Below are 16,004 nucleotides of genomic sequence, written 5' to 3'. Positions count from 1 at the left end.
TGTTAAAGGGGGCGTAAGCAGTCGCGGGTGGGGTTCCGGGCGGCGGACCGGTGGGGTTATCCCCCTTGTTTCTCACCGACCTCCCCCATGGCGTGTCCGGGGCCCCGCCCGGCAGGCTTGCGCTCATGAGTGACGACACCGACACCCCGCTGCCGCCCGCACGCTTCGCCTACGGCCGGCACACCTGGAAGGAGGTCGCGCACCTCCTCGCCGATCTGCCGTGCGCGCTGGCCGGGTTCCTCTACGCCGTCGCGACCGTCGCGATCGGCGCCGGCCTCGCCGTCACCGTCATCGGCCTCCCGCTGCTCGCCCTCGGGCTCGCCGGCGCGCGGGGCATGGGACGGGCGGAACGGGCTCGGGCCCGGGGGCTGCTCGGGGTGCGCGTCGACGAGCCGAGCCCGCTGCCGCGGCGGGACGGGTTCTTCCCCTGGCTGTGGGCGCAGCTGAAGGACCCGGTGGCCTGGCGCAGCCAGCTGTACGGGTTCGTCCGGCTGCCGTGGGGCGTCCTGACCTTCTCGTTGACGCTCGTGTCGCTGATCGTCCTGTGGCCCGTGCTGCCGTTCATCGCCCGCGGCCTCGGCAACGCCGACCGCGGCATGGTGCGCGGGCTGCTCTCGCCCTCCGACGAGCTGGAGCGGCGGATCGCCGAGCTGGAGTCGGACCGGGGCGTGGTGGTCGACACCGCGGCCGCCGACCTGCGGCGCATCGAGCGCGACCTGCACGACGGTGCCCAGGCGCGGCTCGTCGCGCTCGCCATGGGGCTCGGTCTCGCGAAGGAGAAGCTGCTCGACGACCCGGAGGCCGCGGCGGCCATGGTCGACGAGGCGCACGGCGAGGTGAAGCTCGCCCTGCAGGAGCTGCGTGACCTGGCCCGCGGCATCCACCCGGCCGTCCTCACCGACCGCGGTCTCGACGCCGCCCTGTCGGCGGTCTCGGCCCGCTGCACCGTGCCCGTGCAGGTCTCGGTCGACCTGGCCGAGCGGCCTGCGGAGGCGATCGAGGGCATCGCCTACTTCACCGTCTCCGAGCTGCTCCAGAACGTCTCCAAGCACTCCCGCGCCCGCTCGGCCGCGGTGGAGGTGTGGCGGGCGGGGGACCGCCTGGTGCTCCAGGTCCGCGACGACGGCGTCGGCGGCGCCCGCCTCGACGGCGGCGGTACGGGCATGGCGGGCCTCGCGGAACGGCTCGGCGCGGTCGACGGCGTCTTCGTCGTGGACTCGCCGGAGGGCGGCCCGACGGTCGTCACGGCGGAGCTCCCGTGGCGGGACCGGGCCCTCGACGCCGCCCGCGGCACGGCGACGGTCTCGGCGCCCGGCCGGTCCGCCCGGTAGCGAACGCGACGCCCGGCCGACCCGCCTGGTACGGAACGCGGCGCCCTGCCGACCCGCCCGGTAGGGAACGCGGCGCCATGCCGACCCGCCCCGCAGCGAACGCGACGCCCGGCCGACCCGCCCCGCAGCGAACGCGACGCCCGGCCGACCCGCCCGGTAGGGAAATCCCCCCTCCGCAGACGCCAACTCGCCTCATGGTCCCGCCCCCTCCCCGGCCGGGAAGGTGGAAGCGACCACCACCGCCTGAGAAACGGACCCCCGATGGCCTCCCCCCGTCTCCCCGCCGCCGTCCGCGCGCCGATCGAAGGGCGCACCTGGCGCGCGTTCGGCTACGTCCTGACCGGTCTGCCGCTGAGCGTCGCGTACTTCTGCTTCGCCGTGGCCCTGGTGTCGGCCGGTGCCGGGCTCCTCGTCACCTTCCTCGGCATTCCGGTCCTGGCCGGCGCGCTCGCGCTGTGCCGGGGGTTCGGCGCGGTGGAGCGGGCCAGGGCGCGCGGGATGCTCGGTCTGGACGTGCGGGCGCCGGAGCCCGCCCGCGGCCGGACCGGTGGGGCGCTCTCGTGGATGGGGGCGACGCTGAAGAGCGGGGCCTCCTGGCGGCACTTCCTCTACGCCCTGCTGCACATGCCGTGGGCCGTCTTCTCCTTCTCGCTGTCGGTCGCGCTGTGGGCGTGGGGCTGGGGCCTCTTCACGTATCCCGTGTGGCAGTGGGTGTTCCCGATGTACGCCGGGCAGGCCGGGCTCCAGCTGTACGGCGACGACACCCACAGCCTCTACCTCGACTCGGCGTTCGAGATCGCGCTCACCTCGGCGGTGGGCCTGGCCTTCGTCCTGATCGGGCCGTGGATCCTGCGGGGCCTGGTCTCGGTCGACCGGCTGATGGTGTCGGGGCTGCTCGGGCCGTCCCGACTGGCCTCGCGCGTGACGGAGCTCGAGTCGGACCGGGGTGTGGTCGTGGACGGCGCGGCCGCCGACCTGCGGCGCATCGAGCGCGACCTGCACGACGGCGCCCAGGCGCGGCTCGTCGCCCTCGCGATGGACCTGGGGCTGGCGAAGGACCGGCTCGCGAAGGACCCGCAGGCCGCGGCGGCCATGGTCGACGAGGCGCACGGCGAGGTGAAGCTCGCCCTGCAGGAGCTGCGCGACCTGGCCCGCGGCATCCACCCGGCCGTCCTCACCGACCGCGGTCTCGACGCCGCCCTGTCGGCGGTCTCGGCCCGCTGCACCGTGCCCGTGCAGGTCTCGGTCGACCTGGCCGAGCGGCCCGCGCCGGCCATCGAGGGCATCGCCTACTCCACCGTCTCCGAGCTGCTCCAGAACGTCTCGAAGCACGCGGGGGCCCGACGGGCCTGGGTGGACGTGTGGCGTACGGACGCCCGTCTGATGCTCCAGGTCCGCGACGACGGCCTCGGCGGCGCCGACCCGGCGGCCGGGGGCGGCCTGGCGGGTCTGGCGGACCGTCTCGACGCCGTCGACGGGGTGCTGGCGGTCGACTCGCCGCCCGGCGGCCCGACCACGGTCACGGCGGAGCTGCCCTGGCGGGGATGAGCCGGGCCGCGCCCGCGGAGGGGGCTGCCGTGCTCCTTCCGACCGGAACCGACCGGGACCTCTGGCCCGGTTGAACCCCTCTGCCGCCCACGGCGTCCCTTCTGCTGCGATGCTGGGGTCCGCTCAGCACAAGCAGAAAGGCAGGGGCCGTGACGGACTTGGGGACGGACGGGGGCGCGGACGCCGTGCGGGTGGTGATCGCCGAGGACTCGGTGCTGTTGCGCGAAGGTCTGACCCGTCTCCTCACCGACCTCGGGCACGAGGTGGTCGCCGGGGTCGGTGACGGTGAGGCGCTGGTGAAGACCGTGTCCGCTCTCGCGGGCGAGGGCGCCCTGCCGGACGTGGTCGTGGCGGACGTGCGGATGCCTCCGACGCACACCGACGAGGGGGTCCGGGCGGCGGTGCGGCTGCGGAAGGAGCATCCGGGGATCGGGGTGCTCGTGCTGTCGCAGTACGTGGAGGAGCAGTACGCCACGGAGCTGCTGGCCGGGTCCAGCACGGGCGTCGGCTACCTGCTGAAGGACCGGGTCGCCGAGGTCCGGGAGTTCGTGGACGCGGTGGTGCGGGTGGCCCGGGGCGGTACGGCGCTCGACCCGGAGGTGGTGGCGCAGCTGCTCGGCCGTAGCCGCAAGCAGGACGTGCTGGCGGCGCTGACCCCGCGTGAGCGGGAGGTCCTGGGGCTGATGGCGGAGGGGCGCACGAATTCGGCCATCGCGAAGCAGCTGGTGGTGAGCGACGGCGCCGTGGAGAAGCACATCAGCAACATCTTCCTGAAGCTGGGCCTGTCGCCCAGTGACGGGGATCACCGGCGGGTTCTGGCAGTGCTCACCTATCTCAATTCCTGAGCAGCTGACACCCTGTCAGATAGGTTTCGGCCGGTGCGGGGCATGGGGCGGGCGGAAATATCCGCCCCGTGACCGACAATGAACGGTGCGTCACCCCCGGTTGGACTAGGGGGTTCACAGAGAGCGACAATTGACAATAAAAGGGCGTCATGGGCGTCTCAAAACGGGGTCCACGATGCGAGAAGTCCCGGGGCGGCCTCCCTCACAGACGTAGGGTGGGCCACGGGACGGCCGGTACGCCGGTCGTCTCCCGAGCCTTCTCCGCAGGTGACAGCCTCGGCGGAGAGACCCTTGCCGCGAGGGAGGTCCAGTTCAGTGACCAGCCAGGTCAGTAGCGAGGCCGGTGAGGCCCTGGTCGGGGAGCAGCGCAGCGCCCCGGCGACGGCCGACCACGGCTCCGCGAAGGAAGTCCGCCGGCTCGACCGGGTGATCATCCGCTTCGCGGGCGACTCCGGTGACGGCATGCAGCTCACAGGTGACCGGTTCACGTCGGAGACGGCGTCGTTCGGGAACGACCTGTCGACACTGCCGAACTTCCCGGCGGAGATCCGGGCGCCCGCCGGCACGCTGCCGGGCGTGTCCTCGTTCCAGCTCCATTTCGCCGACCACGACATCCTGACCCCGGGCGACGCCCCGAACGTGCTGGTCGCGATGAACCCGGCCGCGCTCAAGGCGAACATCGGGGACGTGCCGCGCGGCGGAGAGATCATCGTCAACACCGACGAGTTCGCGAAGCGCGCCATGGCCAAGGTCGGCTACGAGACCTCTCCCCTGGAGGACGGCTCGCTGGCCGGCTACCGGGTCCACCCGGTGCCGCTGACCACGCTCACGGTCGAGGCCCTGAAGGACTTCGGGCTGTCCAGGAAGGAGGCCGAGCGGAGCAAGAACATGTTCGCGCTCGGACTGCTGTCCTGGATGTACCACCGGCCCACCGAGGGCACCGAGACCTTCCTGCGCCAGAAGTTCGCGAAGAAGCCGCAGATCGCCGAGGCGAACGTGGCCGCGTTCCGGGCCGGCTGGAACTTCGGCGAGACCACCGAGGACTTCGCCGTCTCCTACGAGGTCGCCCCGGCGACCCGGGCCTTCCCCACGGGCACGTACCGCAACATCTCCGGGAACCTGGCCCTCTCGTACGGCCTGGTCGCCGCCTCCCGCCAGGCGGACCTGCCGCTCTACCTCGGCTCGTACCCGATCACCCCGGCCTCGGACATCCTGCACGAGCTGAGCAGGCACAAGAACTTCGGCGTGCGCACCTTCCAGGCCGAGGACGAGATCGCCGGCATCGGCGCCGCGCTGGGCGCCGCCTTCGGCGGCTCGCTCGCCGTGACGACGACCTCCGGTCCGGGCGTGGCGCTCAAGTCCGAGACCATCGGGCTCGCCGTCTCCCTCGAACTGCCCCTGCTCATCGTGGACATCCAGCGCGGAGGCCCGTCCACCGGACTGCCCACCAAGACCGAGCAGGCCGACCTGCTGCAGGCCATGTACGGGCGCAACGGCGAGGCCCCGGTGCCCGTCGTCGCCCCGCGCACGCCCGCCGACTGCTTCGCCGCGGCGCTCGACGCGGCCCGGATCGCGCTCACCTACCGCACCCCGGTCCTGCTGCTCTCCGACGGCTACCTCGCCAACGGCTCCGAGCCCTGGCGGATCCCGGACGTCGAGGAACTCCCGGACCTCACCACGACGTTCGCCACCGGCCCGAACCACACCCTGGACGACGGCACCGAGGTCTTCTGGCCGTACAAGCGCGACCCCGAGACCCTCGCCCGGCCCTGGGCGCTGCCCGGCACGCCCGGCCTGGAGCACCGCATCGGCGGCATCGAGAAGCAGGACGGCACCGGCAACATCTCGTACGACCCGGCCAACCACGACTTCATGGTCCGCACCCGGCAGGCCAAGATCGACGGCATCGAGGTGCCCGACGTCGAGGTCGACGACCCGGACGGCGCCACGACCCTCGTCCTCGGCTGGGGCTCCACGTACGGACCGATCACCGCCGCCGTGCGCCGGCTGCGGGTGGCCGGGCAGCCCATCGCCCAGGCCCACCTGCGCCACCTGAACCCCTTCCCGAAGAACCTCGGCGAGGTCCTGCAGCGCTACGGGAAGGTGGTGGTGCCCGAGATGAACCTGGGCCAGCTCGCCACCCTCGTCCGGGCCAGGTACCTCGTCGACGCCCGGAGCCACACCCAGGTCAACGGCATGCCGTTCAAGGCCGAGCAGCTCGCCGCCGCTCTCAAGGAGGCCATCGATGAGTGAGCCGGTCCGGTCCACGGATCGTCCGGAGTCCCTTCTGCAGCTGGTGCCCAAGGCCGAGGCCGCCCAGTCGATGAAGGACTTCAAGTCCGACCAGGAGGTCCGCTGGTGCCCCGGCTGCGGTGACTACGCCGTCCTCGCCGCGGTGCAGGGCTTCCTGCCCGAACTCGGCCTGGCGAAGGAGAACATCGTCTTCGTCTCCGGCATCGGCTGCTCCTCCCGCTTCCCGTACTACATGAACACCTACGGGATGCACTCCATCCACGGCCGCGCCCCCGCCATCGCCACCGGCCTGGCGACCTCGCGCCGTGACCTGTCGGTGTGGGTGGTCACCGGTGACGGCGACGCGCTGTCCATCGGCGGCAACCACCTCATCCACGCGCTGCGCCGCAACGTCAACCTGAAGATCCTGCTGTTCAACAACCGGATCTACGGCCTCACCAAGGGCCAGTACAGCCCCACCTCGGAGCTCGGCAAGATCACCAAGTCGACCCCGATGGGCTCCCTGGACGCCCCCTTCAACCCGGTGTCCCTCGCCCTCGGCGCGGAGGCCTCCTTCGTCGCCCGGACCGTGGACTCCGACCGCAAGCACCTCACCGAGGTGCTGCGCCAGGCCGCCGCCCACGACGGCACGGCGCTGGTGGAGATCTACCAGAACTGCAACATCTTCAACGACGGCGCCTTCGAGGTCCTCAAGGACAACGAACAGGCGAAGGAGGCGGTCATCCGCCTGGAGCACGGGCAGCCGATCCGCTTCGGCGCCGAGCTCGACAAGGGCGTCGTCCGCGACCCCGCCACCGGCGACCTCAGGGTCGTCACGGTCACCCCGCAGAACGAGGGCCTGGTACTCGTCCACGACGCCCACTCGGCGTCGCCGACCACCGCCTTCGCACTCTCCCGGCTCGCCGACCCGGACACGCTGCACCAGACGCCCATCGGGGTGTTCCGGTCGGTGGAGCGGCCGGTGTACGACACGCTGATGTCGGAGCAGCTGGAGCAGGCCGTGGAGCAGCAGGGCAAGGGCGACCTGGCACAGCTGCTCACGGGGAAGGACACCTGGACGGTCGTCGGCTGACGTCCGTCCGCGCGGTCAGTCGCGCTGCGCTGCCTCGGCGTACGGGCCGAGGCAGCGCAGCCTTCCCGACCTGACCTGCCAGAGGGTCAGCCCCTCCAGCCGGGCCGCCACGCTGTCGTTGGCCCTGGCGTTGTAGGACCGGGCCACCCCGCGGTACACCGTGACGTCCTTCATGAACGCGTTCGGCATCGCCGTGGCCGGGCGCTCCACGTTCTTCCGGGCGGCACCGCGCAGCGCCTGCTCCACCCAGTACACGGCGTCGTAGGACTCCACCGCGAACCGGTCGACCGGGTCCGCGGCCGCGAGCCGCCAGCGCTTGCGGTACGCGGCCGCGAACTCCTTCGCGGCCGGGACCGTGTCGGGATCGGTGTAGCCCATCCCGAAGTACCAGCCCTCGGCGGCCGGACCCGCCAGGGTGAGGAACTCCGGGCCGAGCGCGGGCTCGACGCTTCCGCGCGGGCCCTTGTACCCCTGCTGCCGCAGGGCCCTGGCGCACAGGGCGGCCCGGCGCGGTGACTTCCCCACGTACATCACGCCCGTCGGGGAGGTGGCCAGCGCGGCCCGGACCGCCGGGCCGAAGTCCTCACTCTCCGCCGCGACCTGGTGCACGGTGACCGTGCCGCCGGCGGGAGCCGAGTTCTTCACGCTCCGGGCGGCGAGCCAGCTGTAGGTACCGGCCGCCCGGTCCTCGATGACGGCGGTGCGGCCCAGCTCGTGCTCGCTGAGGTAGCGGCCGAAGGGCACGATCATCACGTCGGGAACGGGCCGCATCTCGAAGTACGTGCGGAAGTCCGGCGTCTGCCCCTGGATCACCCCGTCGGGGACCGACGCCACCACGCTCAGCATCGGCACCTTCGGTTCGACGAACACGTTCGCCGCCGCGGTCGCCGTCTCGGTGGCCGTCGGACCGAGGACGGCGACCAGGGCCGGGTCCTGAAGCAGGGCGCGGGCCCCCGCGGCGGCCCGCTTGGGGTCCCCCCCGTCGTCCGTCACCTTGAGGACCAGGTCGAAGGGCCGGTCCTCGCGGGCGTTGAAGGTCTCCGTCGCGAGGCGCATCCCGCGTTCCTGGGCGCGCCCGTCCGCCTTGCCGGGGCCGCTGAGGTCGGTGAGCACGCCGAGCGTGTACGCCGTCCTCGGCGCCCCCGTACCGCCTCCCGTGCCGCCGCCCGCCCCGGTGGCCGGGCCGCGGCCGAGCAGCCAGGCGGTGAGGCCGCCCGTGCCCGCGACGGCCCCGGCCGCACCGAGGACCAGGAAACGGCGCCGCGAAGTCCCCTGCGGCTCCACGGGGTCGAGCATGGTCGGGTCGGCGACCGGCAGGTCCAGGACCCGCGACGAGCGCTGGGCGATCAGCGCGGGCAGGCCGGGCGGCAGCCAGTCGCCCGCCGCCGGGCCCTCGTACGGGCCGAGGGCGTCCCGCACCTCGGCGGCGCTCGGACGGCCGGCGGCGTCCTTGGCGAGGCAGGCCGTGACCAGGGGCAGCAGCGCCCCGGGCAGACCGTCGAGGTCGGGCTCCTCGTGGACGGTGCGGTAGACGACCGCGGCCACCCCGCCGGTACCGAAGGGGCGACGGCCGGTCAGCGCGTACGCGAGGACGCAGCCGAGCGAGAAGACGTCGGCGGCCGGGCCGACCTCGCCCGCGCCCATGACCCGGGCCTGCTCGGGGGCGAGGAAGCCGGGCGTGCCGATCATCGCGTCGGTGGCGGTGAGTGCGGTGGCGCCGCTGACCCGGGCGATGCCGAAGTCGATGAGCCGCGGCCCGTCGAGGGCGAGGAGCACGTTGCCGGGCTTGACGTCCCGGTGGACGAGCCCGGCCGCGTGCATGCCGTCGAGGGCCTCGGCGAGCCGGGCGCCGAGGGCGCGGACGGTGGGCTCCGGCAGTGCGCCGTGCAGGGATACCGCCTCGGCCAGCGAAGGCCCGGGCACGTACTCGGTGGCCAGCCACGGCTCGCGGGCCTCCGGGTCGGCGCCGAGGACCCGGACCACCCAACGGCCGGTGATGGTCCCGGCGGTGGCCGCCTCGCGGCGGAAGCGGGCCCGGAAGCCGGGGTCCGCGGCGTGCTCGGCACGGATCAGCTTGAGCGCGGCGAGCGCGCCGCCGGCGGAACGGGCGAGGTAGACCACGCCCATGCCGCCGGCGCCGAGCCGCCCGAGCAGCCGGTAGCCGGCGATGGCGGAGGGGTCGTTCTTCCTGAGTGGCTGCACGCTCAGGCCTTCTTGGGCTTGTTGGGCTGCGGGGGCGCCGCACCGAGGTACTTGTAGGCCCCCTTCTGCACGCCGAAGAGGAAGGTGCCGACGCCGGTCAGCTCACCGCGCTCGCCGAACTCGTAACCGCCCATGGCCCCGGTGTACTTCTGCTTGCGCAGGGCCTCCCACAGGCCCTTGCGGGTGAGCGGGCCCCTGGCGGCGCTCGTGGAGAGCCAGGACGTGACCAGGTTGACCACGTCGAAGGACTCGCCGGTGTAGAAGGCCGGGGTGGTGCCGTAGCGCTTGCGGTGGGCGTCGAGGAAGTCCTGGGTGAGCTTGCGGTGTTCGGGCTTCTGCTGCGTGTCGGCGGCCCGCTGGACGGGGTCCGTGACGGGCGCGCACACGAACCAGCCCTCGGCGGCGCTCCCGGCCTCCTTGAGGAACTCCGACCCGAAGACGTGCTGCCCGGCGAACCGGGGCCCTGTGAAGCCGAGTTGCTGCATGGCGCGGGCGGCGAGCACGGCCGTGGAGCGGACACCGCAGTGGACGTACGCGTCGATGCCGGCGTCGAGCATCTCGCCGATGATCCGGCGGTAGTCGGTGGCCCGGCCCGGGACCACCCGGAAGTGCGGCTTGATCCCGGCCTGCTGGAAGCCGAAGCGGACGCCTCGGGTGTACTGCCAGCTGTACTGGTCGTCGGTGCGTTCCTCCAGGACTCCGGGGCGGCGGATCTGCGGCAGCAGCGTGGCGGACCAGGCGAGGTAGGTGCCTGCCAGGAGGTGGTTCGGGATGGCGCGCAGCACGGTGGTGTTCGGCGGCCCGGCCGCGCCGCGCATGGTGAAGAGGTTGTAGCCCGCCGAGACGGTGAGGAGCGGAACGTCGGCTTCCTCGAAGGCGGGGAGCGCGGCGATGCCGGTGTCGTCGGAGGTGGGGCCGAGGACCGCGACCACGGAAGGGTCGGAGGTGAGCCGGCGGGCGGCGGCGAGGGCGCCGGCACTGTCGCCGCGGTCGTCGGAGACCTTGAGTTCGAGGGTGAAGGGCTTGCCCTTGTGCGCGGCGTTGAACCGCTCGACGGCGAGCCGGGCGCCGCGCTCCTGGGCCCGGCCGATCTCCTTGGCGGGTCCGGAGAGGTCGGCGAGGAGGCCGACGGCCCAGGTGTTCCGCCGCTTCGGCGCGGGGGCCTTGCCGTCCCCCTTGGTGTCGTCGCGCCGGGAGTCGACGAGGGCGTATGCGCCGCCGCCGGCCGCGAGCACGGCGGCTCCGGCGCCGAGCAGCAGGAAGCCGCGTCTGCTGGGCTTCGGCGGCGCGGCGGGATCGATGCCGGGCGCGGTCGCGTCGATGTCGGGGAGCGCCAGCATGGCCGCGGAGCGGGCGGCGATGGTGGCGACGACGGGCGCGGGCAGCCAGTCGGCGGGAGCGCCCGGGGTGTCCTCGGTGAGCCGCTCGGCGATCGACCGGGCGGTGGGGCGCACGGCCGGTTCCTTGGCGAGGCACTGGCGTACGAGGTCGAGCAGCGGTTCCGGGACGCCGGCGAGGTCGGGCTCGTCGTGCACGGTCCGGTAGAGGAGCGCGTCCAGGGCGCCGCTGCCGAACGGCGGGCGGCCGGTGGTCGCGAACGCGAGCAGGCAGCCGAGGGCGAAGACGTCGGCGGCCGGGCCGATGTCGGCGGCGCGGGCCTCGGCCTGCTCGGGCGCGAGGAAGCCGGGCGTGCCGACGACCATGTCGGCCGAGGTCAGCGCGGTCTCGTCGGCGGCGCGTGCGATGCCGAAGTCGATCAGCCGGGGGCCGTCGACGGCGAGCAGGATGTTGCCGGGCTTCACGTCCCGGTGGACGATCCCGGCCGCGTGCACGGCGGCGAGCGCGCGGGCGACGGCGCTGCCGAGGATGCGTACGCTCCGCTCGGGCAGCGGCCCGTGCGCGCGGACGGCCTCGCCGAGCGACGGGCCGGGCACGAAGGCGGTGGCCATCCAGGGCTCGGGCGCGTCGGGGTCGGCGCCGGTCACGGGGACGGCCCAGGGGCTGACGACCCGGCGGGCGGCCTCGACCTCGCGGCGGAAGCGTGCCCGGAAGTCGGCCTGGTCGGCCTGGTCGGCGTGGGTGACCTTGACCGCGGCGAGCTCACCGCTGTCGGTGCGGCCGAGGTAGACCACGCCCATGCCACCGGCGCCGAGGCGGCCGAGGAGGCGGTATCCGGCGATCGTGGAGGGGTCGGCGGGGAGGAGCGGCTGGAGCGCGCCCGGCTGGGAGCCGGGCTGGGGGCCGGACTGGGGGCCGGGCTGGGCCATCGGGCTCACGACTGGGCTCCCAACTGCTTCTTGACGTGGTCCTGCATGATGACGACGGCCCTGACCTGCGCGTTGTTGATCTCCGCCTCGGTGTAGCCGGGGGCTCCCTTGACCACGGCGGCGACGGTGACCTGCCCGGTGCGGGTCTGGAACCACGTGTAGAACTGCCGGCCCTTGAAGGCGTCGTTGAGGTACTCGCCCCGTTCGAGGACGGAGTCGGTCGACGAGGCGTTGCCGCCGGTGCCGTAGGGAGTGCCGAGCGAGGTGAGGCCGATGATGCGTTCGCCCGGGCGCAGCTGCTGGTCGGAGCAGCGCAGGGCCTCCTCCAGCGTCTCCGCCATCTCCCAGTCGGCGTCCGACTCGGTGCGGTGCACGGTGACCGTGGCGGCGACCCGCAGCGGTCCCTTGCCGCCGACGGCCGGGATCTCGCTGTAGGCGGTGACGCTGGCGAGGACGGAGCGGGGCCGGGTGCCGGCCTCCCACTCGCAGTCGGCGTCGAGGACCGGCCAGGAGCCGGGATCGCTGAGGTAGGGCGTGCGCTTGACGTAGTCCGGGCCCCAGGCGTCGGGGCCCGCGACGATCGCGAGGGCCAGTCGCTGGGCGTCGGCCGCGGTCTTCGGCGCGCGCGACGGGTCCGGGGTGAAGTCGATGCCGGTGGGGGTGGGGCTGGGGCCCGCGGTCGCCGGTGCCGGCGCGCTCGTGCTCGTACCGCCCTTGCCGACGCCCTTGTCCTCGCCGGCTCCCCCGTCCCCTCCGGAGCATCCGGCCAGGAGCAGCGTCGCGCCCGCCGTCATCACCCCGCATGCGCGCAGCAGTCTTCGCCTCACGTGCGCCACGATTCCCCCCACAAACGGTCATGGAATCCCCCGTAGGTGAGCGATCGTACGCCGGGCGGCTCCAACGGGCCCTGGCTACAACATCATTGGGACGCTTCACGCACCGTGTCGTAACGCACACGCGCCTCCTCCACGGACGCGAGGCGGTCTTCCGTCCAGCGCCCCAGCTCCGCGACCAGCAGGGCCGCCTCGCGCCCCAGGCCGGTGAGGCTGTAGTCGACGCGGGGCGGAATGACCGGCTTGGCGTCGCGATGGACGAAGCCGTCGCGCTCCAGGGTCTGGAGGGTCTGGGCGAGCATCTTCTCGCTGACGCCGCCGACGTGCCGGCGCAGCTCGCTGAAGCGGTACGAGCGCTCCAGCAGGGCGATCAGGATCAGGACGCCCCAGCGGCTGGTGACGTGCTCCAGGACGAGCCGTGAGGGGCACATGGCGTCGTTGATGTCGGGCTCCTTCCCACTTACCTGCACACCAGTACCTTACTTCAAAGTGGGTACTTACGAAAGGTTAGCGCCCGCCGTACGGTGAGTGCGTTCCCACCGATCACCCCCGAGAACGGGAGAAGCCCTCATGAGCATCGTCGTCACCGGAGCCACCGGACAGCTCGGCCGTCTTGTCGTCGACGCCCTCCTGGCCACCGCGCCCGCCGCGTCCGTCGCCGCCCTCGTCCGCAGCAAGGAGAAGGCCGCCGACCTGGCCGAGCGCGGCGTCGAGCTGCGGATCGGCGACTACAGCAGGCCCGAGACGCTCGCGGACGCCTTCGCGGCCGGTGACCGGGTGCTGCTGATCTCCGGCAGCGAGGTCGGGCAGCGGGTGGCGCAGCACGCGGCCGTCATCGCCGCCGCCAAGGCCGCCGGGGTCGCCCAGCTCGCCTACACCGGCATCCTCGGCGGGCCCGCGGCCGACTTCAGCCTGGCCGACGAGCACAAGGCGACCGAGCAGGCGATCCTCGACTCCGGCCTGCCGTACACCTTCCTCCGCAACGGTTGGTACACCGAGAACTACACCGCCAACCTGGCGCCCGTCCTCGCCCACGGCGCCGTCGTCGCCAACGCCGGCGGGGGCCGGGTCGCCTCGGCCTCCCGCGCCGACTACGCCGCCGCGGCCGCTGCCGTGCTCACCGGCCCGCTCGACGAGCACCTGGGCCGCGCCTACGAGCTGAGCGGCGACGTCTCGTGGTCGTTCGCCGAGTACGCGGCGGAGGTGGCACGCCTGTCCGGCCGGGAGATCGCGTACTCGGACGTGCCCGCCGCGACGCACCGGGAGATCCTGGTCGGCGCCGGCGTCCCGGCGTTCTTCGCCGAGATCCTCGTCGAGGTGGACGAGGCCGTGGCGCGCGGCGCGCTGGCCGCGCGCGGGGACGACCTGTCCCGGCTGATCGGGCGTCCGACGACGCCGATCACGGAGACGATCGCGGCGGCACTCGCCACCGCGTGAGGCGAGGCGCCCGCCCCTCCGCGGCGGCTGCGCCGCCTCCTCCTCGATCCGTCAGGACCGTATGGCGATACGGGCATGACAGGTGGCCCTCCGCGGCGCTACCTTCGACTGGACGCGCGGCGCAGGGCCGGCAGGGGCAGGAGGTCCGGTGGACACGGGACACGACGAACGAGCCGAACGCTCAGGACTGATCTACGGGTTCGCCGCCTACGGCATCTGGGGCCTGTTCCCCCTCTACTGGCCCCTCCTCCAGCCCGCCGGCGCGGTCGAGATCCTCGCCCACCGCATGGTCTGGTCCCTCGTCGTGGTCGCCCTCGCCCTGCTGGCGCTGCGCCGCTGGGCCTGGGTGCGCGACCTCGTCCGCACCCCGCGCCGACTGGCCCTGATCGCCCTCGCCGCGGGCCTGATCACGGTCAACTGGGGCGTCTACATCTGGGCCGTGAACGCCGGCCACGTCGTCGAGTCCTCGCTCGGCTACTTCATCAACCCCCTCGTCAGCATCGCCCTCGGTGTGCTCGTCCTCAAGGAGCGGCTTCGGCCCGCGCAGTGGGCGGCCGTCGGGATCGCCCTGGCGGCCGTCGTCGTGCTCGCGGTCGGCTACGGGCGGCTGCCGTGGATCTCGCTGGTCCTGGCCTGCTCCTTCGGCACCTACGGCCTGGTGAAGAAGAAGGTGAACATCGGCGGCCTGGAGTCGCTCGCCGCCGAGACCGCCGTCCAGTTCCTGCCGGCGGTGGGCTACCTCGTCTGGCTCGGGGCACAGGGCGAGTCCACCTTCACCTCCGGAGGCGGCGGCCACGCCGCGCTGCTGGCGACGACCGGTGTGATCACGGCGGTGCCGCTGGTCTGCTTCGGGGCCGCGGCCATCCGCGTCCCGCTCTCCACCCTGGGTCTGCTCCAGTACCTGGCGCCGGTCTTCCAGTTCCTGCTCGGCGTCCTCTACTTCCACGAGGCGATGCCGCCGGAGCGCTGGGCCGGCTTCTCACTGGTGTGGCTGGCCCTGTCGGTCCTCACCTGGGACGGGCTGCGGACGGCCCGGCGCAGCCGGGAGGCCCTGGCCGCGGCGGCCGCCGCGGCGACGGCCCCGGCCCCGACGCCGACCGCGCCGGGGGTCACGACGCCCGATCCCGTCATCGTGACCGGGCACCCCGGCGACGGGACCGGCACCGGCACCGCACCGCTGTCCACCCCGTCGGCGCGGCCCGGCCCCTGACCGTCCGCGGGCTCAGGCCGCCAGCAGGTCGTGCTCCCGGATCAGCCAGCAGACGGCGGTCAGGCGCAGGGTGGCGAAGTCGTGACCGGCGGGCTCGACCCAGTCGACCTCGGCGAGCCGGTCGGTGAAGCCCAGTACGTAGTCCGCGAGTTCCTCGCGGTGCACGGTACGGCCCTGCGGGCCCCGCTGGGCGGGCACGAGGGCGTCGCACACGGCCGCCGCGTGCTGGTCGACGGCGGCCACCAGCCCCGGCTCGAAGGAGAACTCCGAGAGCCGGGGCATGTACGCGGCGGCGACACCGACCAGGGGGCAGTCGGGCGAATCGTTCATCCCTCCACATTAGGCGCGGAACGCGCGAGCGAGGCCGTGACCTTGGTCGCAGCTCCGGGGAGCGACGTCCGGTGCCGGCCGGCCCGGCGCGGCGGCCGAGCGCCCGGGCCGACGGTGCGCCCGGCGGCGGTGCGCCCGGCGGCGGTGCGCCCGGCGGCGGTGCGCCCGGCGGCGGTGCGCCCGGCGGCGGTTGTCAGAGGCTCCCCCTATAAAGGCCGTATGACCGCACTCCACTGGAAGCTCGTCATCGACGCGGCGGATCCGCACACCCAGGCCGCGTTCTGGGCCGCCGCCCTCCACTACCGGCAGGAGGACCACAGCGCCCTCATCGACCGGCTCCTCGCCGCCGGCGCCGCCCCGCGCGAGGCCACCCTCACCGTCGACGACCGACTCGCCTGGCGGGACCTGGCGGCGGTACGGCACCCGGACGAGCCGTTCGACCCGGCGTCCGACGCGGGTCTCGGCCGCCGCATCCTCTTCCAGCGCGTGCCCGAGCCGAAGACGGCGAAGAACCGCCTCCACCTCGACCTGCACCCCGACCCCGGCACCCGCGACGCCGAGGTGGCACGCCTCGAGGGGCTGGGCGCGAAGGTCGTCCGCCAGGTGGCCGAACAGGGCGGCGCGTGGACCGTCATGGCGGACCCCGAGGGCAACGAGTTCTGCGTACATTGACCGC

The 16,004-nt window shown here is 73.5% G+C and carries 13 protein-coding genes; 8 read left to right on the top strand and 5 right to left on the bottom strand.

The features are described 5' to 3' along the window. Positions 1–125: 125 nt before the first annotated feature. From AB0M16_RS01255 to AB0M16_RS01235, 5 genes are all read left to right on the top strand, one after another. Positions 126–1,331, top strand: coding sequence for a sensor domain-containing protein (locus AB0M16_RS01255; protein ID WP_365337436.1), 1,206 nt, complete (start codon positions 126–128; stop codon positions 1,329–1,331). A gap of 261 nt (positions 1,332–1,592) precedes the next feature. Continuing rightward, entirely contained in the window at positions 1,593–2,879 is a 1,287-nt protein-coding gene (locus AB0M16_RS01250) for a sensor domain-containing protein (protein WP_365337434.1), read from the top strand. A gap of 185 nt (positions 2,880–3,064) precedes the next feature. Continuing rightward, a complete protein-coding gene (locus AB0M16_RS01245) occupies positions 3,065–3,724 on the top strand; it encodes a response regulator transcription factor (RefSeq protein ID WP_365337940.1) in 660 nt (219 codons plus the stop codon). Positions 3,725–4,039: 315 nt separating this feature from the next. Next, positions 4,040–5,977, top strand: coding sequence for a 2-oxoacid:acceptor oxidoreductase subunit alpha (locus AB0M16_RS01240; protein WP_365337432.1), 1,938 nt, complete (start codon positions 4,040–4,042; stop codon positions 5,975–5,977). Continuing rightward, positions 5,970–7,049, top strand: a complete 1,080-nt coding sequence (locus AB0M16_RS01235; protein ID WP_365337430.1) for a 2-oxoacid:ferredoxin oxidoreductase subunit beta — start codon at positions 5,970–5,972, stop codon at positions 7,047–7,049. The genes AB0M16_RS01240 and AB0M16_RS01235 overlap by 8 nt, the downstream gene beginning before the upstream one ends. 15 nt (positions 7,050–7,064) lie before the next feature. On the opposite strand, the gene AB0M16_RS01230 is transcribed toward AB0M16_RS01235, so the two are convergent. The 4 genes from AB0M16_RS01230 to AB0M16_RS01215 all read right to left on the bottom strand — a co-directional run bounded on the left by AB0M16_RS01230 (position 7,065) and on the right by AB0M16_RS01215 (position 12,782). Next, on the bottom strand, positions 7,065–9,251 hold the full coding sequence (locus AB0M16_RS01230; protein ID WP_365337428.1) for a bifunctional serine/threonine-protein kinase/ABC transporter substrate-binding protein: 2,187 nt from the start codon (positions 9,249–9,251) through the stop codon (positions 7,065–7,067). A gap of 2 nt (positions 9,252–9,253) precedes the next feature. Continuing rightward, positions 9,254–11,518 (bottom strand): bifunctional serine/threonine-protein kinase/ABC transporter substrate-binding protein, encoded by a 2,265-nt coding sequence (locus AB0M16_RS01225; protein ID WP_365337938.1) that lies wholly within the window; start codon positions 11,516–11,518, stop codon positions 9,254–9,256. Positions 11,519–11,523: 5 nt separating this feature from the next. Next, positions 11,524–12,345 carry a hypothetical protein gene (locus AB0M16_RS01220; RefSeq protein WP_365337426.1) on the bottom strand — a complete coding sequence of 274 codons (822 nt, stop codon included), beginning with the start codon at positions 12,343–12,345 and terminating at the stop codon, positions 11,524–11,526. A gap of 92 nt (positions 12,346–12,437) precedes the next feature. Continuing rightward, the gene (locus AB0M16_RS01215) at positions 12,438–12,782 is read right to left on the bottom strand and encodes a helix-turn-helix domain-containing protein (RefSeq protein WP_365337936.1); all 345 of its coding nucleotides are present in this window, start codon (positions 12,780–12,782) and stop codon (positions 12,438–12,440) included. Between the two features lie 139 nt (positions 12,783–12,921). Between AB0M16_RS01215 and AB0M16_RS01210 the strand changes: the two genes are divergently transcribed. Next, positions 12,922–13,788, top strand: coding sequence for an NAD(P)H-binding protein (locus AB0M16_RS01210; RefSeq protein WP_365337424.1), 867 nt, complete (start codon positions 12,922–12,924; stop codon positions 13,786–13,788). 148 nt (positions 13,789–13,936) lie between these two features. After that, on the top strand, positions 13,937–14,998 hold the full coding sequence (rarD, locus tag AB0M16_RS01205) for an EamA family transporter RarD (RefSeq protein WP_365337422.1): 1,062 nt from the start codon (positions 13,937–13,939) through the stop codon (positions 14,996–14,998). A 12-nt stretch (positions 14,999–15,010) separates the two neighbouring features. Here the strand turns inward: rarD and AB0M16_RS01200 are convergent, their stop codons facing one another. Next, on the bottom strand, positions 15,011–15,328 hold the full coding sequence (locus AB0M16_RS01200; protein WP_365337420.1) for a DUF6401 family natural product biosynthesis protein: 318 nt from the start codon (positions 15,326–15,328) through the stop codon (positions 15,011–15,013). A 219-nt stretch (positions 15,329–15,547) separates the two neighbouring features. Here AB0M16_RS01200 and AB0M16_RS01195 point away from each other — a divergent pair, with 219 nt between their 5' ends. Beyond that, positions 15,548–16,000 (top strand): VOC family protein, encoded by a 453-nt coding sequence (locus AB0M16_RS01195; RefSeq protein WP_365337418.1) that lies wholly within the window; start codon positions 15,548–15,550, stop codon positions 15,998–16,000. Positions 16,001–16,004: the final 4 nt, after the last annotated feature.

The sequence above is a fragment of the Streptomyces sp. NPDC051921 genome (assembly GCF_040680975.1).
Lineage (GTDB): Bacteria > Actinomycetota > Actinomycetes > Streptomycetales > Streptomycetaceae > Streptomyces.
Note: the sequence above shows the minus strand (reverse complement) of the source record. Positions and strands in the feature narration are given on the sequence as shown.